This window comes from Fibrella arboris (assembly GCF_041321095.1).
Classification (GTDB): domain Bacteria; phylum Bacteroidota; class Bacteroidia; order Cytophagales; family Spirosomataceae; genus Fibrella; species Fibrella arboris.
This window is the reverse complement of sequence record NZ_JBGGWE010000017.1, coordinates 75,097-98,682: the sequence shown is the minus strand read 5'-3', so window position 1 is coordinate 98,682 and position 23,586 is coordinate 75,097. Positions and strand designations below refer to the sequence as shown.

Below are 23,586 nucleotides of genomic sequence, written 5' to 3'. Positions count from 1 at the left end.
TCTTTCACTAAAAGCAGAGCGATGCGGCTCCGAGCAGGCCGGCGTCGTTGCCGAGCGTGGCTTTATTAATGGTCAGTCCTTCTTTGTAGTAGGGTGTTAGCCAATAGTCGAGTTCTTTCTGAACGGCAGGCATGATGTAGTCGAACGAGGCCGATAAGCCGCCGCCAATCAGAATCTGCTTGATGTCGAGAATCCGAATCAGCGATACCAGGCCCTCGCCCAGCATTTCGCCTACCTCTGTCCAGACGGCCAGCGCCAGTTTATCGCCTTCTGCGGCGGCAGCTACCAGACCCGTCGTTGAGATACTGCCATCATCGGGTAGCGTAGTTTGCCCTTTGAAGGCAGACCGGCGCTCGTTGGCCAGGTCGAGCAGTTCTTTTTTGCCGATATTGCGCTCCAGCACTTTGCCGTTCCGCGAGGGAATATGACCTGGCTCCATGGCGTTGCCATCGCCACCGACAAACACCTTTTTGTTGATGATCGCTGCACCGCCTACGCCTGTTCCCAGGGTGATAAAGATGTAATTTTCATCATTCATGTCCTCCACAAAATAAAATTCGCCGAGGGCCGCCGCATTGGCGTCATTTTCCAGGAAAAATTCTACATCGGGAAAGCGTTTGTTCAGGATGTCGACCATCGGGACGCCGTTCAGCTCTGGAATCGCCGTGATTTCGAGCGGCGTGGTGCGCTCACGGTTAATCATACCGGGCAACCCGATGCCTACCTTTTTCACTTCCTTATTGGCATACAGTTCAACGGCAATCGCGTCGGCAAACTGTTCCATGAAGTGTCCCGACTGCCGCCAGCTATCGGTATCGTGGCTATAGAAATTGGTGATTTTACCCGTTTTAGCGTCAACTACGCCCATTTTAACGTTCGTGCCGCCCACGTCGATCCCTAAATACTGCGCTGAACCCATGTATACGTGACTAATTATTGAGGTTATGCTGCGAAGTTAAGGAACCGCTACTTTTTTCAATACCTAAGATTCTATAGTATTTAATCTTCCTATATACTTGCACGGATGAACAGCACTACGCAACACGTCCTGAAGGGAAGCCTCCCGGTGATCATCCTGACGTTGCTGGCAGGCCGGGAGCGCATGTATGGCTATGAGATCACCCAGCAGGTAAAGGCCATGACGGCCGGCGAGATGGTACTGACCGAAGGCTCCCTGTATCCATCGCTGCACAAGCTGGAAGCCGAAGGGTTGCTCACCGCCGAAACCGAGGTCGTTGCCGGACGGGCGCGGAAATATTATTCCCTGACCAAAACCGGCCGTCTGCAAACCGTGAGCCGCGTGTCCGAACTCCGCTCATTCATAGACAACCTGAACACGATCCTGAACCTGAAACCAGCCCGTTGAGTCATGCCCCTTACCAACCAACAACTCGCCGACCTACGCCATGACCTAACTTCGCTGGCTGATATCAGATACGATCACCTGGCCGACGAACTGCTGGACCACTACGCCACGCTGACCGAAGAGAAAATGGCTACCGGCCTGTCTTTCTACGAGGCCAGCACCGACGCTTTTCTGGCGATGGGCAACGGCGAAGGAATACGACGGATCCAGGTAAAGTATGAGATAGAAACAAAGAAGCAAATCAAGGCACGCTACTGGCGCATTGTCAAAAGCTATTGCCGCTGGCCAACGGTAGTAACGACTTTGCTGGTAGGTACGTTATTGGTGAATTTGTATTTGACCTTGCCTGCTAACTACCTCAAAACCATGACCATAGCCCTGTGTTTATCGCCTGTCTTCGTAGTCCTGTCAGCCTGGATTCCTTACTACTGGCAGAATGATACCCGTAAGAAGCTCGTCTGGAAATACATTAGCGATAACGGTGCATGGCCAATCAACACAGTCAATATCCTGATTAATTTATACGATTTCCCTACCTATACGGCCCCAATTACATGTAGAATGGCACTCATTCTACTACTCGCCATTGGCTGTCTACGTCAATCAATTAGCCTGGCGCAGCTTACCCGCGAGACGTTTTATTACAAACCGATTTTTCAGCGGTAAAATGGCCTCTACCGTAGAGCCGCAAGATGTTTTGCGGCTCTACATTCTAGACGCGTCGGCAATACCCTACTGGTGCTTAAAAGTCAAACCCCGGCAACGTCTCAGGTACGTTGCCGGGGTTTGACTTTTAAGCACCAGCCCAAAGGTCTTCTGTTGCGCTACCAAAGCAACCAAGTGCTGCTAAGCAGCGCAACAGAAGACAGCAAACTGTAAACAGAACACTTTTTTATTTCGTGGTGGCTTCGTCTTTTTTCAACACCACACGGCGAACGGCACCATCATCGTTCTGGGTAACAGTGACGAAGAAAACCCCTTCGGCTTTGCGACCCAGATCGACCTGACCAACAAATTCACCGGAGAAATCTTTCAGCTCGCGCCGGGCTACTTCTTTGCCTTTGGGGTTGGTCACCACAATAAACGCATCGCCTTTGCCGGGAGCGGTAAACCGAACGTTCAGCATAAACTTATCCGGATTGCTGGGATACGCTTCCAGGCCACGAATGGTCGATCCCTGCGTACCTCCGCTGCTTCGCGACCAGGTTTCGAAGGGCATCGTCAGCCGCTCATCCAGCCGCTGTAGCCCCTGCGAACGGGACAGCCGGTCGGCCAGGGGCGCAAATTCACGTTCGAACGTATAGCCAAACTCTTTCATATTTCTAGCCAGCGAATCGAGGTTGCGGCGATCGAAACGAAATACCCGCGTGCGTTTACGCCCCAGTGAATCGTCGTCGAATGTCAGGCTTCCTTCCAGTTTGAAGTCGTCGTCAGCAAGACGGGCGCCAGGCGGCAAGGGTGCGCGTGGTGTGCGGGGCGCCCGTGGTGTAATAGCCGTACGGGGCGCTCGGGGGATGGTAAACACGCGGGCAGGCGCATCGGGATTAACAAATACGCCGCCAACAACATCATTCCCGCCACTGCGGTTATTGAACCGGATACGATCGGTTCCGCGTGCATCTTCGATCGTTACCGAAATCTGGCTGTCTTTACCCTTATGAGTGGCTCGGAGCGAGTCGATCAGTTTATTCACAATGGCGTCGCGCTTTTCATCGGTCATGCCTTCGGTGCGGTAGGTACGTTCAATTTCACGGAGTTCGTTACCGTTCCGGGCGGTCACTTTCAGCCGCATTTCGCCCGTACCGGGGGCGGGTGTCTGGGCTAGCGCCGTTACGGTCAATCCACCGGTCAGACACGTACCCAGCGCGAACCGGAGCAGGTTGTTCACTGTTTTTTTCATAGTTAGCGTAGTTTTCGAGGGGTTGATCAGTTTGATAAAACCCTGTCTTGTTGCCTGTTAAAAGTTGTTAAGTCATCTACCCGCAACGGGATAGACGCGTACTTTGTATAGACGGGTCACCGCGTTAACGCGTTGCACCGATTCCGTTAAATTTAATGTCAACGAAACAAATTCGCTGGATTGTTCTTTCGATGGCCATAGGGCTGTTAGGTTTAGTGGGGTTTCAACTCTACTGGATCAGCAATGCCCTGTATTTACAGAAAGAGCAGTTCGATTATAAAGTTACCGATGCCCTTCAGGAGGTTGTGCGCAGCCTGGAACGGCAGGAGATCCAGTATCAGGCCCGGCACCGGCTGGCGGCTCAACAGCAGCAACAGCAATTGAAAGCCATTGGCAAAGGCAATCAGCTAGTCGATAACCGGGCAACTACGCCCCGGGCAGATCGGCCCTATAGAAAACGGCAGCCCGCGCTGGTTACCTCTCCGTCGCACCAGTTGGAAGAAGGTATGCCAGGCACGGTTACGATTCAGATGGATGCTTTGCAACCCATTCAGCGGTCGCTTACGCCGGAACAGCTTCGCACCGTCGATGAGTTTTATAAACAGCAGGACGAGCTGATAGCGGCCGGTGACCTGGAAGCACAGCTTATTCAGCAGGAACGTTTTGGCCGCTGGATCGATCAGATTTTGCAGGGCCACATTAACGATGTGTTACTGTCTTCATCCGGGCTGGTTATCCCCGATTCGGTATCGCTGGCTCGACCTAGAACGAACCCGCAACGTACCCACGGTCCGGCGGCTGGTTTAGCAAAACAAGGCAGTGAATTCCAGCGGCGGACCGGGCTGACAAATAACGCAGCTAAAGCCGCAACTGGAGCCGCAATTTCTCCAGTTGCGGGCAGTAATCGGCCTGGAAGCGGCACTTCTGTTACCGATCAATCAGAGACCATCAAGGATATTTTCAGGGGTGTGCTTATGGCCGACAGGCCGCTGGCCGAACGGGTAAACCGATTCATGCTGGATACGCTCCTGCGGCAGGCGCTCACCGAACGCGGCATCAGCATTCCGTTCGATTACGCCGTTCGCAGTCCGCAGCAGGGCGATCTACTCTTTACGTCTACCGGCCTTACGCTGGGCAACATGCCGGTAGCCGCCCGAACGGCTATTCAGCAGCAGTTCGATGAGTCGGCCTATAAAGCGGCGCTGTTTCCAAACAATATGCTGGAGACGGGTAATTACCTCTACCTGTTTTTCCCGGATCAGCGAGCCTTCATCCTCAGCCGGATGACCGCCACACTGGCCGGTTCGGCCATTCTGATTCTGGTGATCATGGGCTGTTTCTATGTCGCCATCAACACCATTCTGCGGCAGAAGAAGATGGCCGATATCAAGAATGATTTCATCAACAACATGACACACGAGTTCAAAACGCCGATTTCGACCATTGGACTGGCCGTTGAGATGGCTCGTGATCAGTTGACACACAGCGCGGAGCCAGCATTGGCAGGCGCTGGTAGCTCAATCACGCCAGTGCCCGGCCTCACCGAGCGGCTCTCCAGGTACGTCAGCATCATCCGCGACGAAAACCAGCGGCTTGGCTCCCACGTGGAAAAAGTGCTTCAGATGGCACTGCTCGACAAGGGCGAAGTAAAACTGGCGCTGGGCCCGGTCAATGTGCACGACGTTATCGAGAAGGTGCTGAACACCATGAGCCTGTCCATTGAACAGCGGCAGGGTGAGCTGGATATGGAGTTCGACGCCACGAGTGAAATTGTGCTGGCCGACGAGATTCACCTGACCAACATGCTATATAACCTCATCGATAATGCCATCAAGTACTCGCCCGATCACCTTTCGCTGCGCATTCGCACGTCGAATACGGCCCTGCCGAACGGGAGATCGGCTGTGGCTATCGCTGTGGCTGATAGCGGATTAGGCTTAACGAAAGAGCAGATCAGCCGGATATTCGAAACGTTTTATCGCGTTCCTACCGGGAACCGACACGATGTAAAAGGCTTCGGCCTCGGCCTGAGTTACGTAAAGAAAATGGTCGACGAACATCAGGGCCAGATCACCGTGACCAGCACCCCCGGCCAAGGCAGTGAATTTCAACTTATTATACCACTTTATACTGAGTGAAAGAGCGAAAGAGTATAGTGCAGTTGTAGTTTGCGAGGCTGCTCTTTCCCCCCTTCACTCTTTCGCCATTCACTCTTTCCCCTTATGCCCTCTATCCTTCTCGTTGAAGACGATCCGAATCTTGGCCAGCTCACGCAGGAATACCTGACACTGAAAGGCTACCCCACTGACCGCGCCACCGATGGCAACGCCGGTTTGCAGCAGTTCATGGCCGGGCAATATGATCTCTGCATCCTGGACGTGATGATGCCGAAAAAAGATGGCTTCACGCTGGCCAAGGAAATTCGGATGAACGGGCGCGACGTACCCATCATCTTTCTAACGGCCAAATCCATGCAGGAAGATACCATTCAGGGGCTGCGGCTGGGGGCCGATGATTATATCACCAAGCCGTTCAACATGGAGGAGTTACTGTTGCGGATTCAGGCTATTCTCCGGCGCTACCAGGGAGCCGAGTCGCAACCCGAAACGACGATGTATCAGATAGGTACGTTCCGGTTCGACTATCCACACCAGCTCCTGTTCCGGAATGACGACCCAGCTGGTCAGCGACTAACCAGTAAAGAATCAGAACTGCTTAAACTGCTGGCCCAAAACCTGAATCAGCCGTTGGGACGCAGTTTCGCGCTCAAGGTAGTATGGGGCGATGACTCGTACTTTAATGCCCGGAGTATGGATGTGTACATTACGAAGCTCCGTAAATACCTGAAAGACGACCCCGCCGTGCAGCTCGTGAATGTACATGGCGAGGGATTTAAATTGGTAGCGTAAGAGTTTTCTAACCATGAACATTATCCGCCGTCCCCGCCGCAATCGTCAGTCGGCCGCCATTCGCGACATGGTGCAGGAAACGCGCCTGCATGCCTCTGATTTTATATTCCCCGTTTTCATTCTGGAAGGGCAGCAAATACGGTCTGAGGTAAGCTCGATGCCCGGCATCTATCGCTACTCGCAGGATCTGCTGCTCGACGAAATTGGCCGGTGCCTTGATCTCGGCATCACCACCTTCGACCTGTTTCCGAACCTTTCGGAAGCAAAAAAGGATAAATACGCTACGGAAAGCCATAACCCCGACGGGCTGTATCTGCAAACGGTACGCGCCATCAAAGAAACGTATCCCGAGGCGGTGGTCATGACCGATGTGGCGATGGACCCCTATAGTTCCGACGGCCACGATGGCATTGTCGAGAACGGCCATATCCTGAACGACGAAACGCTGGACGTACTCGGCCGCATGGCCGTTGCCCAGGCCCAGGCCGGTGCCGACATTGTCGGTCCTTCCGATATGATGGATGGGCGGGTTGCCTATCTACGGCAGGAACTGGACAAAGCCGGTTTTCATAACGTGGCGATCATGTCGTACTGCGCCAAGTATGCGTCGGCTTTCTATGGCCCATTCCGCGATGCGCTGGATTCGGCGCCCAAGTTTGGGGATAAGAAGACGTATCAGATGAACCCCGCCAATCGCCGTGAAGCCCTCATCGAAGCTGAACTCGACACGGCCGAAGGCGCCGATATGCTGATGGTGAAGCCCGCGCTGGCCTACCTGGACATTATCAGCCTGTTGCGGCAAAACAGCCATTTGCCCATCGCCGCCTATAACGTCAGTGGTGAATATGCCATGATCAAAGCGGCTGCCCAAAACGGCTGGCTCGATGGCGAACGCGCCATGATGGAATCGTTGATGGCCATCAAACGCGCCGGTGCCGACGTTATTCTGACCTATTTCGCTAAAGAGGCCGCTGCGCTGTTGCGGTAGCAACGGTACGCGGATCAAGGGAATTAAACCGATTTGCGCGGATCTCTGATTGAAGCGGATTCACAGGTTCAAGCAGATTTTTGATTAAACGGATTGGCTTTGCCCGTGGCTAAAGATCCGGTAGAATCCAGCTATCCGCGCCAATCCGTTTACATCCCCCACATCGGCGGACCCATAAACCATTCGCGCCAATCCGTTTAAATCCCTTCAACCCGCGGACCATTCACCCCTATGACTTCATACCGTATTCTTAATGCCCGGCTCATCAACGAGGGGCGATCACAAGAGGCCGACGTTCGTATCGAGAATGGCTTTATTACCGAAGTAGGTACGTCCATCTCTGCCAAGCCTGGTGATCAGGTTATCGACGCAGCCGGTCAGTATCTGTTGCCCGGCGTCATTGACGATCAGGTGCATTTTCGCGAGCCGGGCCTGACCCATAAAGCCACCATACGCAGCGAATCGCGGGCGGGCGTTGCCGGGGGCGTCACCACGTTCATGGAGATGCCCAACACCACACCGAATGCCCTGACCCAGCAGCTCCTGCAGGATAAATACGACATTGCAGCGGCTACGGCTTTTGGCAATTACTCGTTCTTCATGGGTGCCTCGAACAACAATCTGGCCGAGGTATTGCGCACTGACGCAACGGCGGTTTGCGGCATCAAAGTGTTTATGGGCTCCTCAACGGGGAATATGCTCGTTGATAACGAGCAAACGCTGGATGCGCTCTTCCGGGAATGCCCCATGCTCATTGCTACCCACTGCGAAGACGAACCCACCGTTCGCGCCAATACCGAGCGGTACAAGGCTGAATACGGCGATAACGCCCCCGCCTGGATTCACCCGCTGGTTCGAAACGAGGAAGCCTGCCTGATTTCGTCGTCGATGGCGGTTGAGCTGGCCAAACGGCATCATACGCGCCTGCACATGCTGCACCTGACGACTGCCGACGAGCTAAATCTGTTCCGCAACGATATTCCCCTGGCTGAAAAACGGATAACAGCCGAGGTGTGTGTGCATCACCTGCATTTCACGGCCGACGATTACGAGCGGCTCGGCAACCAGATCAAGTGCAATCCGGCTATTAAAGCGCCGCATCATCGCGACGCACTCTGGCAAGCCCTGCTCGATGATCGTCTCGATATTATTGCCACCGACCATGCGCCACACACCTGGGACGAGAAACAGCAGCCTTACTGGCAGGCTCCGTCCGGGCTTCCGCTGGTACAACATCCGTTACTCCTGATGCTGGAGGCAGCCAGGCAGGGAAAACTGTCGCTCGAAAAAGTGGTACAGAAAATGGCCCACGCCCCCGCCGACTGTTTTCAGATCGATCGGCGGGGGTACGTTCGCGAAGGCTACTGGGCCGATCTGGTACTTGTCGATCCAACGCAACAGACCACTGTCACGCCTGAGTCTATTCTGTATCAGTGCGGCTGGTCGCCATTGCTGGGCGAAACCTTCAGCCATCGTATCACCCACACGTTTGTGTCAGGTACGTTGGTATATGAGCATGGTCAATTCCAGACTGATAAAGCCGGTCAACGACTGGCGTTTTCGCGATAGGTACGTTGCTTCGCGCGTCGGGCCCTTCGATTAGGCGTCCCCGACGCGCGAAGCAACGTACCTATAACCAAAAAGGCTCGATCCACGTGGATCGAGCCTTTTTGGTAAAAAATCGAGTGCACACTAGTTAACGACGGTGTCGATGAGCCAGGTCACAATTGAGACAACGAGGCTAAACAACAGGGCGGCGATAAATCCGCTCACGGCGAAGCCACTAACCAGATGGGCCGTCAGGTAGACCATCAAGACGTTCAGAACAATCAGGAAAAGGCCGAGCGTAATGATCGTGATCGGAATGGTCAGAATAGTGAGAATGGGTTTCACAAAAGCATTCAAAAGACCCAGTACAATAGCGACAACCAGGTACGTAGTGGGGCCGCCCGACACTCTGATGCCGGGAACGAAGATACTGGCGATGTAAACGGCCACTGCACTAATTAAGATACGAATAATGATTCCCATGATGAGAGCTAATTGAGGATTAGTGTGTGAAAGAAAGACAGAACATTAGCTCTCAAACGGTAGACGTTGGCCTATTGTTTGTCGTGCCGCTGTTGAAGCACAGCAATAATATCATCCAGGTTCATGTTTTTCTGTTCCAGCAAAACCAGAAAGTGGAACAGCAGATCAGCGGCTTCGCCCCGAAACAGGTCGTCATTATTGTCTTTGGCTTCAATGACCAGTTCAACGGCTTCTTCGCCAACTTTCTGCGCAATCTTGTTGACTCCCTTTTTGAACAACGAGGCCGTATACGACGCATCGGACGGATTGACCCGCCGATCGTGGATGATTCCCTGCAAATAGTTCAGGAACTGCCCTTTACCCGTATTCACCTCCTCGAAACACGTATCGGCGCCGGTGTGGCAGGTTGGTCCATCGGGGCTGGCTTTGATCAGCAGCGTGTCGCCATCGCAGTCAACGAGTATCTGTTTCACATGCAAGAAATTGCTGGACGTCTCCCCCTTGGTCCAGAGGCGTTGCTTGCTGCGGCTAAAGAACGTGACCATCCCTTCGGCTTCCGTTTTCCGATAGGCCTCCTCGTTCATATAGCCCAGCATCAGCACCTTGCCTGTTTCAGCATCCTGAATAACAGCAGGCACCAGCCCATCGGGCGATTTATCGAAATTGATAGTCATAGTCGTGTAGAAAAGAGGCTGCAACACGGGGTGTTACAGGTTGTTAAGTTGTCAACCGCATTGAAATACCCTTTTGATGCAGGTACGTCTTTAGATCGGGAATGTCAATTTCTTTGAAATGGAATATACTGGCTGCCAGTCCGGCATCGGCTTTTCCTGCGGTGAATACCTCCGTGAAGTGTTCCATCGTGCCAGCTCCACCTGAAGCAATCACCGGAATATTCGCCGCCCCCGACACGGCGGCTGTCAGTTCCAGAGCGAACCCTGCTTTAGTGCCGTCGGTATCCATAGAGGTCAGTAAAATTTCGCCGGCGCCACGTTGCTCTACCTCCCGCGCCCAGGCCAACGTACCCAGGTCAGTAGGCCGACGCCCCCCATGCGTGTGCACAATGTGTGATCCGTCGACGTACCTGGTGTCGATGGCGACCACAACGCACTGACTGCCAAATTCAAGGGCTAGCTCATCGATCAGCTCGGGCCTGCGCACCGCCGCTGAGTTGATTGATACCTTGTCGGCACCCGCATTCAGCAAAGCAGACACATCCGCTATCGACGAGATACCGCCCCCTACCGTAAACGGAATATTCACGGCATGGGCCACGCGCCGAACCAGATCGAGCAGCGTCTTCCGTTCATCAACCGTGGCTGTAATATCCAGAAAGACCAGCTCGTCGGCCCCCTGGGCGGCATAGATGGCGCCCAGCTCAACCGGATCACCAGCATCACGCAGGTCGACAAAGTTGGTTCCTTTTACGGTACGCCCATCTTTGATGTCGAGACAGGGGATAATGCGTTTGGTTAGCATGGCTGATAAGGGTTTTCCCGTTTCCGCTGCATAAACAGATCAGGTTGGTCTAAGGCGGTAAAACCGAATTGAGCGTAAAGCGTGTGAGCGTCGCGGGTAGCCAACACCCAGCGACGCAGCCCCTGTAGCGTTGGCCAGGCAGAAATAGTCGCCACCAGCTGTTTCGCAATACCGCGTCCCCGGTACGCGGGAAGCACAAATACATCGGCCAGGTAAGCAAACGTAGTCTGGTCGGTGATCACCCGCGCAAAACCAATCTGCCCCTCGCCCTCATACACGCCAAAGCAGAGTGAGTTATCGATAGACCGCTGCACAAGATCGATCGGAATATTCGCTGCCCAATAGGATTCCTGACTCAGAAAACGGTGAATCAGCGGTACGTCGAGCCGGGCCTTGTCCGTGCTGATGGTTAGCTCACTGTTCATTGATGATCGACAGTTCTTTCAGTGTCACCCGGCCTTCGTAGATCGCTTTGCCAACAATAACGCCGAAGAGCTTCATCTCAGCCAGTTTCTCAATATCGCCCATGTTACTTACCCCGCCGCTAGCCACGATGTTCAGCGTTGGTGCCCGTTCCTGGAGATTGCGGTAAAGATCAAACGATGGCCCCTGCAACAGCCCATCCTTAGCCACATCGGTGCTGATCATGTGCGTTATCCCCTTATCCACCCAGTTATCCACAAAATCGTAGACCCAGATCGTGGTTGCTTCCTCCCAGCCCCCAACGGCGATCTTCTCATTTTTGGCGTCGGCGCCCAGAATCAGTACGTCAGCGCCGAACCGTGACAGCCAGCGTTCAAACAGGTCAGGGTTCTTCACCGCAATGCTGCCACCCGTAACCTGTTTCGCGCCGCATTCAAACGCAATTCGCAGATCATCATCGGATTGCACACCACCCCCAAAATCGACATGCAGGCTGGTTTTTGTGGCAATAAGCTCCAACACCTTATGGTTGATGATCCGCTTTTCTTTCGCGCCGTCGAGGTCGACCAGGTGCAGCCGGGTCAGGCCAGCATCTTCAAACTGCTGCGCCACTTCCAGCGGACGGGCATTGTATTCTTTCTTCTGGGCATAATCGCCCTGGGTCAACCGAACAGCTTTCCCATCTATTAAATCAATGGCAGGGATAATGTGCATAGTGTATGAAACACGGCGGCGCAGTGAACACAGCCGGATGAGGTGTTAACCGTTAACACTCGGTGTGCTTGGCGCCGCTGTGCTTTTATTAGATCATTAAAAAATTCTCGAGAATGCGCTGACCTACATTACCGCTTATCTCGGCGTGGAACTGGGCGGCATAGAAATTATTTTTCTGGAGCATAGCACTGAATGGTCGGCCATACTCACAGATAGCGGTTGTATCGGGGCAAACATCGGCGGCGTAACTATGCACAAAGTAGACATACGGATCAACAGACAATCCGGCAAGCCCTTCGGTGAGCGGGCCACGCAGACTATGGATATTATTCCAGCCGGTATGAGGCACTTTACCCGCCGACGCAGGAAACCGGCGCACGTCGATATCGAAGATTCCCATACAGGTCGTGTCGTTCTCCTCTGAATACCGGCACATCAACTGCATACCAACGCACGTACCCAACACAGGCTGGGTCAGGCTTGGGATCAGCTTATCAAGTCCCCGTTCGCGCAGGTACGTCATGGCGGTACTTGCCTCACCTACACCGGGGAAAATAACCTTATCGGCCGCTCGTATGGTAGCTTCGTCATCCGTCAATTCGTAGCTGGCCCCAATCCTGTCGAGGGCGTACATCACCGACTGTACATTCCCCGCATTGTATTTAATAATTACGGTATGCATAAAAAATGCCCGGCTCCTGACAGAGGCGGGCTGGTCTATTCGTGAGTCAATTGGTACTAACCACAAGACATAGCGCCATCTATCTGCCTAAGCAAATAGACCGATGATGCACTAAAAAAGAATGCTTGCGCGTAATCATGTCGTAAATTTACGACGCCCCGTTGAGAACGCCAATACAAAGCCAATAAGGTGCTGTCAGTCATTCCTGTTCATAACGGCATATTTTTGCCCAATAATACCGTTACTTATGAAAACAGCCCTCATTTGCGGCGTCTCGGGACAAGATGGAGCTTATCTGGCTAAACTACTTTTAGAAAAGGGATACACTGTCTATGGTGGATCACGCGATGCCCAAATGTCGTCATTCCGAAACCTGGAACGGCTGGGTCTTCGGAACTCGGTAAACCTTGTCTCGGTAAGTATCAATGATTTCCGGAGTGTTTTGCAGACTCTACAAAAAGTAAAACCCGACGAGGTTTATAACCTGGCCGGTCAGAGTTCAGTCGGCTTATCGTTTGAACAACCTGTTGAAACGTTGGAGAGTATCAGTATTGGCACTTTAAATCTGCTTGAATCGATTCGATTCACCAATCAGCCCATTCGCCTGTACAATGCAGGCTCCAGCGAATGTTTTGGCGACACAGGTACGTTGTCGGCCGACGAGAACACGCCTTTTCGGCCCCGTAGTCCATACGGCGTAGCTAAAGCCGCCGCTTTCTGGCAAGTAGCCAACTACCGGGAAGCGTATGCGCTCCATGCCAGTACAGGCATTTTGTTCAACCATGAATCTCCATTGCGGCCCGAACGATTCGTTACCCAGAAAATCGTGTCGACAGCCTGCCGAATAGCGAAGGGAAGTGCTGAAAAGTTAACTCTGGGCAACATTGATATTGCCCGTGACTGGGGCTGGGCCCCCGACTACGTGGAAGCCATGTGGTTGATGTTACAGCGCGATGTGGCCGATGATTACGTAATCGCCACCGGGAAAACGCATACCCTGAAAGATTTCATCGCTACCGTTTTTGATCAGGCTGGACTTCACTATGAGGAACATGTTGTCTCTGACCCTCAGTTGTTTCGACCCACCGACATCGCCGAAGGACATGCCTATCCGGCAAAAGCGAAGTTGAAGCTGGGATGGTCAGCCAGGCATACGATGGAAGAAGTTGCCCGTATGATGGTCGATGCTGCCATGAATCAAGTCCATCCCCAGCTTATCCCGGTAAACTAGTTTTGCCGTACAAGACAGGTCACAGTTCGGCCAGCAACTGCTAAGATGACAGCCACTCCATCAGTTGGGTCCTTACTTTTATCAAAACCGTAGTAGATTTGTAGTCTAATTCTGGTCATTGACCCTTTGTCATGTCCGTAACTCACTTGATACTACACGCTTCTTTCCGTTTTAGCTATTTTTTCAGGACCGTCTGTAGCCTGTTGCTGGCTGTACTGACCTTTACGGCACTGGCCCAATCACGAGTTGATCAACTATCTGACGAGCAGGTTCAGGAGTTTTACCGCCGGGCGCAATCCAGCGGTTTAAGTGAGCTCCAGATCGAACAGGCTGCCATGTCGCAGGGATACACGCTGGATGATATTGCCAAGATGCGCCGTCGCATCGCACAGATTCGCGGCCGGGCACCACGTACCTACCAGAACAGTGGCGATGTTGATACCAGTATTGTTCGTTCGCTACCCAATGGCTTATCACGCCGTAGGCTCGACTCCCTGGGCTTGCCTCGCCTCGATTCATCCCAAGTACGTAGTCGCGTATTTGGGGCGTCGCTCTTCCAGAATGCCAGCCTTTCCTTCGAGCCCGATATTCGGATAGCGACGCCCCGAAACTACGTAGTTGGTCCTGATGATGAGATACTTCTTGATGTATATGGTGCGTCATCAGACAACTTCCGTCTTCGGGTTACTCCCGAGGGCACCGTCAAAATTCCCAACCTGGCTCCGGTCATTGTCAGTGGCTTGACCGTCGAACAAGCCGAGCAACGCATCATCGCCCGGCTACGGCAGGGTGGTTTCCAGGGCCTGGGAACGGCAGGCAGCGGCACGTATGCAACAGCTTCGGTAGGTAAGATCCGAAGCATTCGGGTTACGCTGGTGGGTGAGGTCGTGAGGCCAGGTACGTATACGATTTCTTCGTTAGGGTCAGCTTTCAACGCACTTTATCTGGCGGGAGGCCCAAATCCTGAGACAGGCTCGTTCCGTCGTATTCAGGTCATCAGGGGCAACAGAATCATTCGCACCATTGATCTGTATGATTTCCTGCTCCGTGCCGACCAACGCGATAATATTCGGCTCCAGGACCAGGACGTAATCCGGGTAGCCGAGTACCAGACCCGCGTTGATGTACAGGGAGAAGTACGTCGCCCTTATCTGTTTGAATTACTACCTGGCGAAACGTTTCAGACTTTACTTGGCTTTGCAGGTGGCTTCAATGAGGAAGCGTATACCGCATCGGTTTCAGTTCGTCGGAATACGTCACGCGAACGAAAAGTCCTTACCATAACTCCCGACGACTTTGCTCAGTTTGTACCGCAACGGGGCGATCGCTATACCATTGGCCGTATCCTGGACCGCTATGAAAACCGTGTCCAGATCATGGGAGCCGTTATGCGCCCTGGGGATTACGCCTTAGGGAATGGATTGACAACGGTTGGCGAGCTGATCCGACGGGCAGATGGCTTACGCAAGGACGCCTTTACTACCCGAGCCAACATCTTTCGGGAAAAAGAGAATACCGACATCGAGAATCTGACATTCGATGTTGCCAGACTGCTTCGCAAGGAAATTGCTGACATCCCACTGCAACGCCAGGATAGTGTCGTTATTCAATCCATTCGCAACCTGCGTGAGCCCTATTACGTGTCTATTAAAGGAGCCGTAAATAAGCCTGATACATTCAACTTTGCCGACAACATGACGGTGTCGGATCTGATCACCTTAGCCGGGGGTTTTCAGGAAGGAGCTACCGCCAACCGATTAGAAATAGCCCGCCGTATTCGCAGCGATTCTACGTCAGAGCAAGACAACACGGTAATTTACCGTTTTGCGCTCGACAGAGCACTTAGCCTTAATCCTGACGACGCTCGCTTTGTCCTTCAGCCCTTCGACATCGTCTATGTACGTACCCAGCCCTATTACGGCAACCAGCAACAGGTTGTGGTCTTGGGTGAAGTCCTGCATTCAGGGACCTATGCGATATTGAACCAGACAGAACGGATCAGTGATCTCATTGCACGTACGGGCGGTTTAAAACCAGACGCTTATTTACCCGGATCGCAGTTGAAACGGAATAGTCAGGTAGTCGGCACCGATATCCGGGCCGTTATAGACAATCCCTCGAGTGAAGGCAACCTCCTTCTGCAAGACCGAGATACGTTATATATCCCACGTCGTTCAGATGTGGTCCAAATTCAAGGCGCTGTGCTCAACCCGTCGACGGTGAGTTACGAAGCAGGTTTATCATTAAAAGACTACGTATCATTATCTGGCGGTTACACTGAAAATGCACGAGTTGGTCGTTCTTACGTTGTCTATCCGAATGGGCGAAAAGACCGAACAAAACGGTTTATTGGTTTAAAAAGGTATCCGGCCATTCAACCTGGGTCAATGATCGTAGTACCGTTTAAACCTTTGGATAATAATCGTTTAAGTACCATTGAACGGGTTACAATTCTATCTGTAACGGGTTCCCTTGTCTTAGCCGTGTTAAACTTTCTGCGCTGATAACACTATGTCTATTACTGAAAAAGACCAGACTAGCAGCCAAATAGACGACGGCACTATCGAAATCAGGTTGAGTGACATCGTAACTTTCTTGAAGAAAAGTCGGAGATTCATGCTTATAGGCTCCTGTCTAGGTGCTATGATAGGAGCCTTATACGCTTTTTCTCTGCCAAACCAGTATACTTCACAAATTACTGTACTACCTGAGTTACAGAACAAAACGAGTGCAAATCTTAGTAACCTCAGCTCTTTGGCTGGTCTGGCCGGTATTGATGTAAATAATATGCCGGGAGGCTCAGATGCCATTCGGCCTGAACTATATCCTAACGTTATACAAAGCATCCCATTTGCCTTGTCACTCTTTAGGAAACCTGTGTATACCAAAGGCGCAAAACAGGCTCAATCCTTCGAGAGCTTTTGGCAACAGCATCAAAAACCAGGCTTACTTAATTGGTTACCACTGGGTAGAAACGACGATTCTGATTCACTTCTGACTAGGGCTGCTCACACTAATGGCGCTTTGCAAATAACCAAAGCCCAAGAAGCCATGGCGAGAGATTTAAAAGAATATGTGTCGGCTTCGTACGATAAGAAGTCAGGAGTTTTAATTATCAGTTCCACCATGCCAGACCCATTGGTCTCTTCCAGTGTCGCAGGGTTGTCGCTGGATTATTTGACAGACTATGTAACCACCTATCGTACAGAAAAGGCGCGGCGTGAAGTTGACTTCCTTGCTCAGCAGGTCGTAGCTGCTAAACAACGTTACCAACGAGCGGAGTATGAGCTATCTGCGTATCGCGACAAGAATCGAAGTGTATTCCTCAATACAGCTAAAATTGAGGAGCAACGTATACAGGCAGAGTTTTTATTAGCTCAAGACCTTTATAACACCTTATCGAAACAGGCCGAAATGGCTAAAATTAAAGTGCAGGAAGAAACTCCCGTTTTCAAAATTCTGGAGCCTGCTCAAGTTCCTTTAAGGAAAAGTGGACCAAAGCGTCTTTATATCATACTAGGCTTGGTAACACTAGGCTTATTCACAGGGTTAGCTTCGCAACTGATAGGCTCATTTTTAAGAGGTAATGCCATGCTTGGTAGTAGAAGCTAAAACTTTGATAGTGCATTTGGCACCCTATTTGTGACGTAAAAAGCGTGTAGAGCGCTATTGTGAGAACTGACATAAGCTGGCACGACCACCATCATTTTTGCACCTGAATACGAAAAGTGCTAAATCAGTCGCTCGGGCCTGGAAGTTAATAGCACATCTTAAAACGGGGCACTAGAGAGCGGTATGTCGTTAAGGCCTATTTTGAAGGTGTAATCTATACTCTTGGAAAACATTTTGACTTCAGAACTATTATTACTTATTTAGCTATACACTAGGCCAATTATCAGTTGCATTCACGCTCTGAACTATGAGAAATATTTTATTCTTCGCGAGTTGCATAGCAATCTCCAATTTGGCGATTGCCCAAAGTAATCAGACTAATATCGTATTAACGACACCATCATCGTCAACTCCTGGGTCCGACAATACATTATTGGGTGTAGGTGCAGGCAACAACAATATGAGTGGCGCCGGCAACCTGATACTAGGACGTAGTGCTGGCTCATTAAATATGGGTGGGACGCAAAACGCCTTCGTAGGTGGTGGAGCTGGAAAGGTGAACACATCGGGTAGCTATAACAGCTTCATGGGATATGAGGCAGGTTCATCTAACACAACTGGCAATAACAATTCGTTTTTCGGCAACGGATCAGGTTATACGAACACCACTGGCTTCAATAACCTCTTTGGTGGATATAGAGCTGGCTACTTTAACAGCTCGGGAAATAGTAATGTTTTCTTAGGTTCAGGTTCAGGTTATGCAAATAGTAGTGGATCAGACAACACGTTTATTGGAGACAATGCAGGTGGCGCCAATTCGACTGGCGGAAGCAACGTCTTCATTGGATCGTTAACAGGATCCTCCAACACAACAGCCTTACAAGGAACATTCATTGGAGCTCGTTCCGGTGTGGCCAATAATGCATTTGGTAACACATTCATAGGTTATCAAAGCGGTTTAGCTAATACGATAGGTGGAGATAACGTATTTATTGGTGTCAATGCAGGTCGTTCCAATGTCGACGGAAGCTTTAATTTGTTTTTAGGTGGTAATGCCGGTCAAGCAAACGTAAGTGGACGTGAGAATATCTTTTTTGGTTCAGGTTCAGGCTATACGAATACATCTGGACGCTTTAACACATTCCTTGGTCTTAATAGTGGTTATTCAAATACTAGTGGAGAAAATAACGTATTCTTAGGTCAGCGGGCTGGGTACCTGAATAGTTCAGGTGGCTATAATTTGTTTTTGGGTGCCTCTACTGGCTACACAAACAGTACGGGGGCCTACAATACATTTGTTGGCAACGGTTCAGGGTATTCGAATAGCAGTGGAGTCAACAATACCTTTGTTGGTCTGAACAGTGGTTTTAAGACTACTGCCTCAGATAACGTTATGCTTGGGCGAGACGCTGGCTTGGAAAACGTGGGTGGCCAGCGTAATACATTCTTGGGCACAGGAGCAGGCGTATCGGCAGCAAATCCAACCTTACAGAATGCAACAGCTATCGGATACGGCGCTCAAGTCTCTGCTAGTAATAGTTTGATTCTAGGCAATGGAGTCAATGTCGGTATTGGGACAAGTAGCCCACAAGCAAAACTAGAAATAACCCAAGGTACGGACGGGAATAGCGGAATACGGCTAACTAACTTAAAGTCAACTTTTACACCTACAGCAAATGCGAATAAGTTTTTGACCGTCAATGCAAATGGTGACGTTATACTAGCAAACTACACGGCTTCAGGCTTGCGTCAGGCGGTCGATAACTATTGGAGTGTTCAGGGAGATTATCTTCAGAACAACGCAGGTACAGGTGTAATCATTGGCACAAGTGTCTCAAAAACTCCTGCAGGTTATAAGCTTTTTGTTGAAGAAGGTATTCTCACTGAGAAAGTAAAAGTGGCTATTAAGAATACATCTGAGTGGTCTGACTATGTATTTGACCCAACCTATCAGCTCAATTCTTTATCTAATGTGGAAGCTTTTATTAAACAGCACCATCACTTACCGGGTATATCTTCTGCCGAAGAGGTGGTAAAAGATGGAATGGATGTTGCTAAGACGAACGCTAAACTTTTAGAAAAAATAGAGGAGCTTACGCTTTATATGATTAACCTCAATAAAGAAGTTAATGCATTGAAGAAAGACAACGGTAATCTACGGAAGCAACTAAATAGAAGGAAATAACTTTCATAGACTACTATAGACACAAAAGCCCCTTACAATAGGGGCTTTTTTATGGTTAACGCTCCGTCACAAATTAGTTGACGGCTTATTCCTGCTAATTAAATTATTTGGTTCATTGAGTACAATCAATACAATTAAGGGTAAAGGGTATTATATACACTAGTTACAATGTATTAAAGGGTAAAACCTTTATGGGATAATTTCTTTGATCTTAGAACCAGTTACGCATATTCACTGATTCTAAGATCAAAGAATTCTATATTGTACCAATTACAAAGAAGCCATCTCATCGTCTTTACTAGCTTTATTACACCCTGGAATAGCTATTATCGGGATTCATATTGCCAAACTTGAATCAGTCGATTATCTTATTTTTCCAAGCTTACAAACTAATCTGACCCGACTGTTAGCTACCGCCCTGATTAACTATTATTCTATCTAGCATATTGTGTATTTCGCTCTACTCACTTATACCAAGTGAACCACGTATTTTAAAAGCGAAGGTGACTGCGAAGAAAAAAGAAGGCCAAAATCTATCTCATTGCGGATTGCAACTCGTTGATCAATAGACGCGAAAGCTTGCTTGAGCTTGGTCATCTTCACCTCTTCCATATCCGTTATTCGGTGTAGAGTCAGGATCAGGATTTCCTGATACAAGAATCTGCGCTTGATTAGTCCACTGACCAACTGCAACAGCACGCGCTGTGAAAACAAATACGAAACTTTCGCCAACAGGTAGCCTGTCCAGTGAAGCACTTAGTAAACTGCCATTCTGCGTCCAGCCAGTACCGCTAACAAAGACTAAACCAGCAGGAAGAACATTCTGAATTTGAATACCATTTGCATAAGCTCCACCTTGATTTGTAATTACCACCGTGCAACTGACTAACTGGTTAATAGACAAAGTATTGCTACTTAGTTTTACGCGTAGGTTAAGATCTGCCTTTGTTTGATCAGCTACAGGTTCATTCGTCTCAACTGCTGGCAAACTTCTCTGATTAGGATTAGCAGAAACAAATATGGCATTACTACTTTCCCTAGTTCTAAATACAGCTTGGCTCTCGTCATCCTCTCCATTACCCGTCCCAGAATTTGGTGTGCTATCGGGATCAATATATGTGGATGACCTTATGTTGACGTCCATTTTGTAAATACCTGGCACAGTTGGACGAGCCTGAAACGTCATTACGGATTCAGATAGACTTACTAAATTAGTTACCGTGCCACTGATTACTCCATTCACTATTTGTAAACCTGTACTATTTGTAACTTGTAAATTCGGAGGTAATCGTATTTCCCAACGAGCGTTAACAGGGGCAGATGTGATACCTGACATCCCATTATTCCGTACTCGAACTCTAAACGTAGTAACTTCATTAGTATTTACTACTTCTTTGTCTACATCAAGTTTAATACTCAGGTCGGCTGAGCCAGTAGTTTCTGCTGTCTCACGAAATAGAACAAGCGAGCGATAAGCTGGAATGGTTACCTGATCTGAATAGAGTTGGTTATTCACGTCGCGGTAGTTTCCGTTTAGTGTCACTATAGAATCTGTAGCAGTAGGATTATAAATGATGAATGAAAGTTTATCAGGATCAATACGACTGATAGAAGCTTCCCTAAAACTAAAGTTATCGACAAACAAAGGCTGGGCATTTTCGAAGACGCGTAATACGACTAACGCATTATCTAAATCTCTAATTGGTCTGATCGCCACCTCATATGATTGAGCCGTTGTGCCTACAACAACAGCAGGGCGAGTGTCAACTAGTGGTAGGAATGGAGCGAACTGGGATTGGATATACACTTGTACCAATCGATTGGGAACTGTACTTATTGCATCAAACCGTACAATATAATCTTTGTCTTTAGACACGGCATTGATTACTTGAGCCGCATAAAGCGATGCACCAGGATTATTCGTAACAGATGTAAAGTTTAAGTTTAAGCTACCACCGTTGTTGACACGATTATTATTATCCCAAGTCCCCTGCCCGTTACCAAAATCGCTAAAAATGAAAGGACCGCCAAAACCATAGCCAGAGTTAAGCGTAAAATCACCACCGACCACACGTTCAGGTCCAGTGAATGAATTAAATATATAACCTTTATAAGTTAACGGCGACTTTGTTGAATTAAGGTCTTTACCGTATCTCGTTTGCCATTCGTTTAACGACTGTGGATCAAACAAGTTTCCATTAGGTGGAGCATATGACAAGCGCAAGGTTTGCACATCATCTAACGGCCGAGCATAACTGTTACTAGTAAATGAACCGAACGTGGATAAATTTGCAGTATAAGAGTTGTAAATAGCTGCGTATTGAGTAGGTAACTTGGCAACGAACACATTATTACGCGTCACGTTGTTTGTGGATGGACAGGAAGTTGTATAATCAATTGTATACTGAGTATCAGTGTTATCAAAACTTGTGTTGCTTTCAGTAAGAATATTGCTAGCGTCATGAAGGTATATACCAGCTCCAGAGCAATTGAATGTTGTGTTATTCTTGACAATTATATTTTGTATGCAGTTATCAAGATAAATACCATTAGCGCCAAGAAAGCCATCTGGCGTTCCCTCAGGAACGCCTAATCCATTAAATACAATATTCTCTAACAATTGCACATTGCCCATTGTCTCTTGGTCATTATTAGTTATATACAGCCCCCCCCCGTCGTTTTTCGTCATACAAAAATTAGAGACTACGTTTTGCTGTACAATAGTATTGTCCTTGGGGAAGTTAAGAGCCGAATAACCAGTACTATCAATTACGTTTTTTTCTATCAGAGTATTAGTTCGGCTATACGCAGAAAAAGCGTTATACTGTGCATCGCCAGACTTGCCCCTTCCAGGTTCTAAAGCCGTTCGTAGAATTACATTATTCCTAAAAGTGAAGTTATTATACGTATCTATCTGGAAACCATTGTTATTGGTTTTAATAACTTTATTACTATCAAATAAGACGGCATTACCTGATCCGCTGAAATAAACGGCATTTTCCCCAGAATTTATAATTTCGCAACCTCGCACCGTAATGTCTGAACAATTCTCAAAATACATTCCGATATTTAAAGTCTCAGCGATCTGCAAGTTGTTAACACTAATACCTGACCTGCCCCGAGCTGTAACTCCTTGACTATATACAGTGGCTGTTATTGATGCGTTATTTGGGTCGGACTGACTAGAATATAATGTAATTTTTTTATTAGCTGTGTCATAGTGCCATTCACCTTGACGGTCTAACGTATTCGGATGGTTTTGGATGAAGTATCCAAAACCATCCGATAAGTCATAGGCAGACGAATTACTTAACGTAATAGTGTTACTGTTTTGCTGGGTTATTAACGCCCTATCTATTATAAAATAATTAGACCGAACCGCTACCTCTCCACCTATAAAGTTTGATGGAAGAGGTTGTTGACTTACCAGTGTAGTCTTTCCAACATGAGATTGTACAGTTAAGTAGCCCCGATTGGGCTCATTTGGATTAGGGTAACGACCTAAAGGCAACGATACAGCATTAGCATATAGCCCAGTAATTCCTGAACTACAATTATTACAAGTAGCTTGCCATCGGCCATTTCCAACATTTACCCAACCTGACACAACTTCGGAACCCGCAATGATTGGTTTATTGCCCGTACCATATGAGTCAATAACAATTGGGTTGATGGCTGTACCTGATTGGCTAATAAGCAACATGCCACGAAATGTATCACCCCGGCGAAAGAGAACTCGGCTTCCTGGTTGTAAGACCAATGTATTAACCTTACTTATACTCCTCAGAGGTGTATTTGCACTAGTTCCATTATTCATATCATCGCCCGAATTAGAGACGTAATATGTCTGTTGAGCTTTCAACTCTGTTGAAGAGCAGACTATTAATAGCAGCAAATAGATGTAGTATTTCATAAACTTTGCTTAATATCAGTAATATGTGTAGGCTTTGCTTTTAAGTCCGCGTGAAAATATAGAGATAAAGAACGTCCCACGCTCAATTATTAGTACAAATACTCATATTTTAATATGAGTATTTGATCATTAATTAACAGTTCAATTAGTGAT

General features: G+C 49.1%; 19 protein-coding genes. 10 read left to right on the top strand and 9 right to left on the bottom strand.

Annotated elements, in window-relative coordinates; all coding sequences use genetic code 11:
* Nucleotides 1-7: 7 nt before the first annotated feature.
* Nucleotides 8-919, bottom strand: coding sequence for an ROK family protein (locus ACAW75_RS23135; protein ID WP_370731143.1), 912 nt, complete (start codon nucleotides 917-919; stop codon nucleotides 8-10).
* A 105-nt stretch (nucleotides 920-1,024) separates the two neighbouring features.
* Between ACAW75_RS23135 and ACAW75_RS23130 the strand changes: the two genes are divergently transcribed.
* Together ACAW75_RS23130 and ACAW75_RS23125 are read left to right on the top strand one after the other, a co-directional pair.
* Nucleotides 1,025-1,366 (top strand): PadR family transcriptional regulator, encoded by a 342-nt coding sequence (locus tag ACAW75_RS23130; protein ID WP_370731142.1) that lies wholly within the window; start codon nucleotides 1,025-1,027, stop codon nucleotides 1,364-1,366.
* A gap of 3 nt (nucleotides 1,367-1,369) precedes the next feature.
* Nucleotides 1,370-2,032 carry a hypothetical protein gene (locus ACAW75_RS23125; protein WP_370731141.1) on the top strand — a complete coding sequence of 221 codons (663 nt, stop codon included), beginning with the start codon at nucleotides 1,370-1,372 and terminating at the stop codon, nucleotides 2,030-2,032.
* Nucleotides 2,033-2,258: 226 nt separating this feature from the next.
* Here ACAW75_RS23125 and ACAW75_RS23120 read toward each other — a convergent pair whose 3' ends face one another.
* Complete coding sequence (locus ACAW75_RS23120; protein ID WP_370731140.1) at nucleotides 2,259-3,266, bottom strand: T9SS type A sorting domain-containing protein; 1,008 nt, start codon at nucleotides 3,264-3,266, stop codon at nucleotides 2,259-2,261.
* Between the two features lie 155 nt (nucleotides 3,267-3,421).
* Between ACAW75_RS23120 and ACAW75_RS23115 the strand changes: the two genes are divergently transcribed.
* The 4 genes from ACAW75_RS23115 (at nucleotide 3,422) to ACAW75_RS23100 (ending at nucleotide 8,732) form a co-directional block, all read left to right on the top strand.
* The gene (locus ACAW75_RS23115) at nucleotides 3,422-5,404 is read left to right on the top strand and encodes a sensor histidine kinase (RefSeq protein ID WP_370731139.1); all 1,983 of its coding nucleotides are present in this window, start codon (nucleotides 3,422-3,424) and stop codon (nucleotides 5,402-5,404) included.
* Between the two features lie 84 nt (nucleotides 5,405-5,488).
* Nucleotides 5,489-6,175, top strand: coding sequence for a response regulator transcription factor (locus tag ACAW75_RS23110; protein WP_370731138.1), 687 nt, complete (start codon nucleotides 5,489-5,491; stop codon nucleotides 6,173-6,175).
* Nucleotides 6,176-6,188: 13 nt separating this feature from the next.
* Entirely contained in the window at nucleotides 6,189-7,163 is a 975-nt protein-coding gene (gene hemB, locus ACAW75_RS23105) for a porphobilinogen synthase (RefSeq protein ID WP_370731137.1), read from the top strand.
* 231 nt (nucleotides 7,164-7,394) lie between these two features.
* A complete protein-coding gene (locus tag ACAW75_RS23100) occupies nucleotides 7,395-8,732 on the top strand; it encodes a dihydroorotase (RefSeq protein WP_370731135.1) in 1,338 nt (445 codons plus the stop codon).
* Between the two features lie 123 nt (nucleotides 8,733-8,855).
* Here the strand turns inward: ACAW75_RS23100 and ACAW75_RS23095 are convergent, their stop codons facing one another.
* The 6 genes from ACAW75_RS23095 to hisH form a co-directional block, all read right to left on the bottom strand.
* Nucleotides 8,856-9,194, bottom strand: coding sequence for a phage holin family protein (locus ACAW75_RS23095; protein WP_370731134.1), 339 nt, complete (start codon nucleotides 9,192-9,194; stop codon nucleotides 8,856-8,858).
* 71 nt (nucleotides 9,195-9,265) lie between these two features.
* Nucleotides 9,266-9,868, bottom strand: a complete 603-nt coding sequence (hisIE, locus tag ACAW75_RS23090) for a bifunctional phosphoribosyl-AMP cyclohydrolase/phosphoribosyl-ATP diphosphatase HisIE (protein ID WP_370731133.1) — start codon at nucleotides 9,866-9,868, stop codon at nucleotides 9,266-9,268.
* Between the two features lie 43 nt (nucleotides 9,869-9,911).
* Nucleotides 9,912-10,673, bottom strand: a complete 762-nt coding sequence (hisF, locus tag ACAW75_RS23085; protein WP_370731132.1) for an imidazole glycerol phosphate synthase subunit HisF — start codon at nucleotides 10,671-10,673, stop codon at nucleotides 9,912-9,914.
* Nucleotides 10,667-11,098, bottom strand: a complete 432-nt coding sequence (locus ACAW75_RS23080; RefSeq protein WP_370731131.1) for a GNAT family N-acetyltransferase — start codon at nucleotides 11,096-11,098, stop codon at nucleotides 10,667-10,669. The genes hisF and ACAW75_RS23080 overlap by 7 nt, the downstream gene beginning before the upstream one ends.
* Nucleotides 11,088-11,810 carry a 1-(5-phosphoribosyl)-5-[(5-phosphoribosylamino)methylideneamino]imidazole-4-carboxamide isomerase gene (hisA, locus tag ACAW75_RS23075; RefSeq protein ID WP_370731130.1) on the bottom strand — a complete coding sequence of 241 codons (723 nt, stop codon included), beginning with the start codon at nucleotides 11,808-11,810 and terminating at the stop codon, nucleotides 11,088-11,090. Before hisA ends, ACAW75_RS23080 begins: the two co-directional genes overlap by 11 nt.
* Nucleotides 11,811-11,898: 88 nt before the next feature.
* Nucleotides 11,899-12,492, bottom strand: a complete 594-nt coding sequence (gene hisH / locus ACAW75_RS23070; RefSeq protein WP_370731129.1) for an imidazole glycerol phosphate synthase subunit HisH — start codon at nucleotides 12,490-12,492, stop codon at nucleotides 11,899-11,901.
* Between the two features lie 247 nt (nucleotides 12,493-12,739).
* On the opposite strand from hisH, the gene ACAW75_RS23065 reads away from it, so the two are divergent.
* From ACAW75_RS23065 to ACAW75_RS23050, 4 genes are all read left to right on the top strand, one after another.
* The gene (locus ACAW75_RS23065) at nucleotides 12,740-13,723 is read left to right on the top strand and encodes a GDP-mannose 4,6-dehydratase (protein ID WP_370731128.1); all 984 of its coding nucleotides are present in this window, start codon (nucleotides 12,740-12,742) and stop codon (nucleotides 13,721-13,723) included.
* 131 nt (nucleotides 13,724-13,854) lie between these two features.
* On the top strand, nucleotides 13,855-16,227 hold the full coding sequence (locus tag ACAW75_RS23060) for an SLBB domain-containing protein (protein WP_370731127.1): 2,373 nt from the start codon (nucleotides 13,855-13,857) through the stop codon (nucleotides 16,225-16,227).
* Nucleotides 16,228-16,234: 7 nt separating this feature from the next.
* Entirely contained in the window at nucleotides 16,235-17,335 is a 1,101-nt protein-coding gene (locus tag ACAW75_RS23055) for a Wzz/FepE/Etk N-terminal domain-containing protein (RefSeq protein ID WP_370731126.1), read from the top strand.
* 307 nt (nucleotides 17,336-17,642) lie between these two features.
* Complete coding sequence (locus ACAW75_RS23050; protein WP_370731125.1) at nucleotides 17,643-19,520, top strand: beta strand repeat-containing protein; 1,878 nt, start codon at nucleotides 17,643-17,645, stop codon at nucleotides 19,518-19,520.
* 562 nt (nucleotides 19,521-20,082) lie between these two features.
* Here ACAW75_RS23050 and ACAW75_RS23045 read toward each other — a convergent pair.
* Complete coding sequence (locus ACAW75_RS23045; RefSeq protein ID WP_370731124.1) at nucleotides 20,083-23,433, bottom strand: right-handed parallel beta-helix repeat-containing protein; 3,351 nt, start codon at nucleotides 23,431-23,433, stop codon at nucleotides 20,083-20,085.
* Nucleotides 23,434-23,586 lie beyond the last annotated feature (153 nt).

Coding starts and splice junctions, on each gene's coding strand:
- ACAW75_RS23135 (WP_370731143.1), bottom strand. CDS start 919: ATGGGTTCAGCGCAGTATTTAGGGATCGACGTGGGCGGCACGAACGTT.
- ACAW75_RS23130 (WP_370731142.1), top strand. CDS start 1,025: ATGAACAGCACTACGCAACACGTCCTGAAGGGAAGCCTCCCGGTGATC.
- ACAW75_RS23125 (WP_370731141.1), top strand. CDS start 1,370: ATGCCCCTTACCAACCAACAACTCGCCGACCTACGCCATGACCTAACT.
- ACAW75_RS23120 (WP_370731140.1), bottom strand. CDS start 3,266: ATGAAAAAAACAGTGAACAACCTGCTCCGGTTCGCGCTGGGTACGTGT.
- ACAW75_RS23115 (WP_370731139.1), top strand. CDS start 3,422: ATGTCAACGAAACAAATTCGCTGGATTGTTCTTTCGATGGCCATAGGG.
- ACAW75_RS23110 (WP_370731138.1), top strand. CDS start 5,489: ATGCCCTCTATCCTTCTCGTTGAAGACGATCCGAATCTTGGCCAGCTC.
- hemB (WP_370731137.1), top strand. CDS start 6,189: ATGAACATTATCCGCCGTCCCCGCCGCAATCGTCAGTCGGCCGCCATT.
- ACAW75_RS23100 (WP_370731135.1), top strand. CDS start 7,395: ATGACTTCATACCGTATTCTTAATGCCCGGCTCATCAACGAGGGGCGA.
- ACAW75_RS23095 (WP_370731134.1), bottom strand. CDS start 9,194: ATGGGAATCATTATTCGTATCTTAATTAGTGCAGTGGCCGTTTACATC.
- hisIE (WP_370731133.1), bottom strand. CDS start 9,868: ATGACTATCAATTTCGATAAATCGCCCGATGGGCTGGTGCCTGCTGTT.
- hisF (WP_370731132.1), bottom strand. CDS start 10,673: ATGCTAACCAAACGCATTATCCCCTGTCTCGACATCAAAGATGGGCGT.
- ACAW75_RS23080 (WP_370731131.1), bottom strand. CDS start 11,098: ATGAACAGTGAGCTAACCATCAGCACGGACAAGGCCCGGCTCGACGTA.
- hisA (WP_370731130.1), bottom strand. CDS start 11,810: ATGCACATTATCCCTGCCATTGATTTAATAGATGGGAAAGCTGTTCGG.
- hisH (WP_370731129.1), bottom strand. CDS start 12,492: ATGCATACCGTAATTATTAAATACAATGCGGGGAATGTACAGTCGGTG.
- ACAW75_RS23065 (WP_370731128.1), top strand. CDS start 12,740: ATGAAAACAGCCCTCATTTGCGGCGTCTCGGGACAAGATGGAGCTTAT.
- ACAW75_RS23060 (WP_370731127.1), top strand. CDS start 13,855: ATGTCCGTAACTCACTTGATACTACACGCTTCTTTCCGTTTTAGCTAT.
- ACAW75_RS23055 (WP_370731126.1), top strand. CDS start 16,235: ATGTCTATTACTGAAAAAGACCAGACTAGCAGCCAAATAGACGACGGC.
- ACAW75_RS23050 (WP_370731125.1), top strand. CDS start 17,643: ATGAGAAATATTTTATTCTTCGCGAGTTGCATAGCAATCTCCAATTTG.
- ACAW75_RS23045 (WP_370731124.1), bottom strand. CDS start 23,433: ATGAAATACTACATCTATTTGCTGCTATTAATAGTCTGCTCTTCAACA.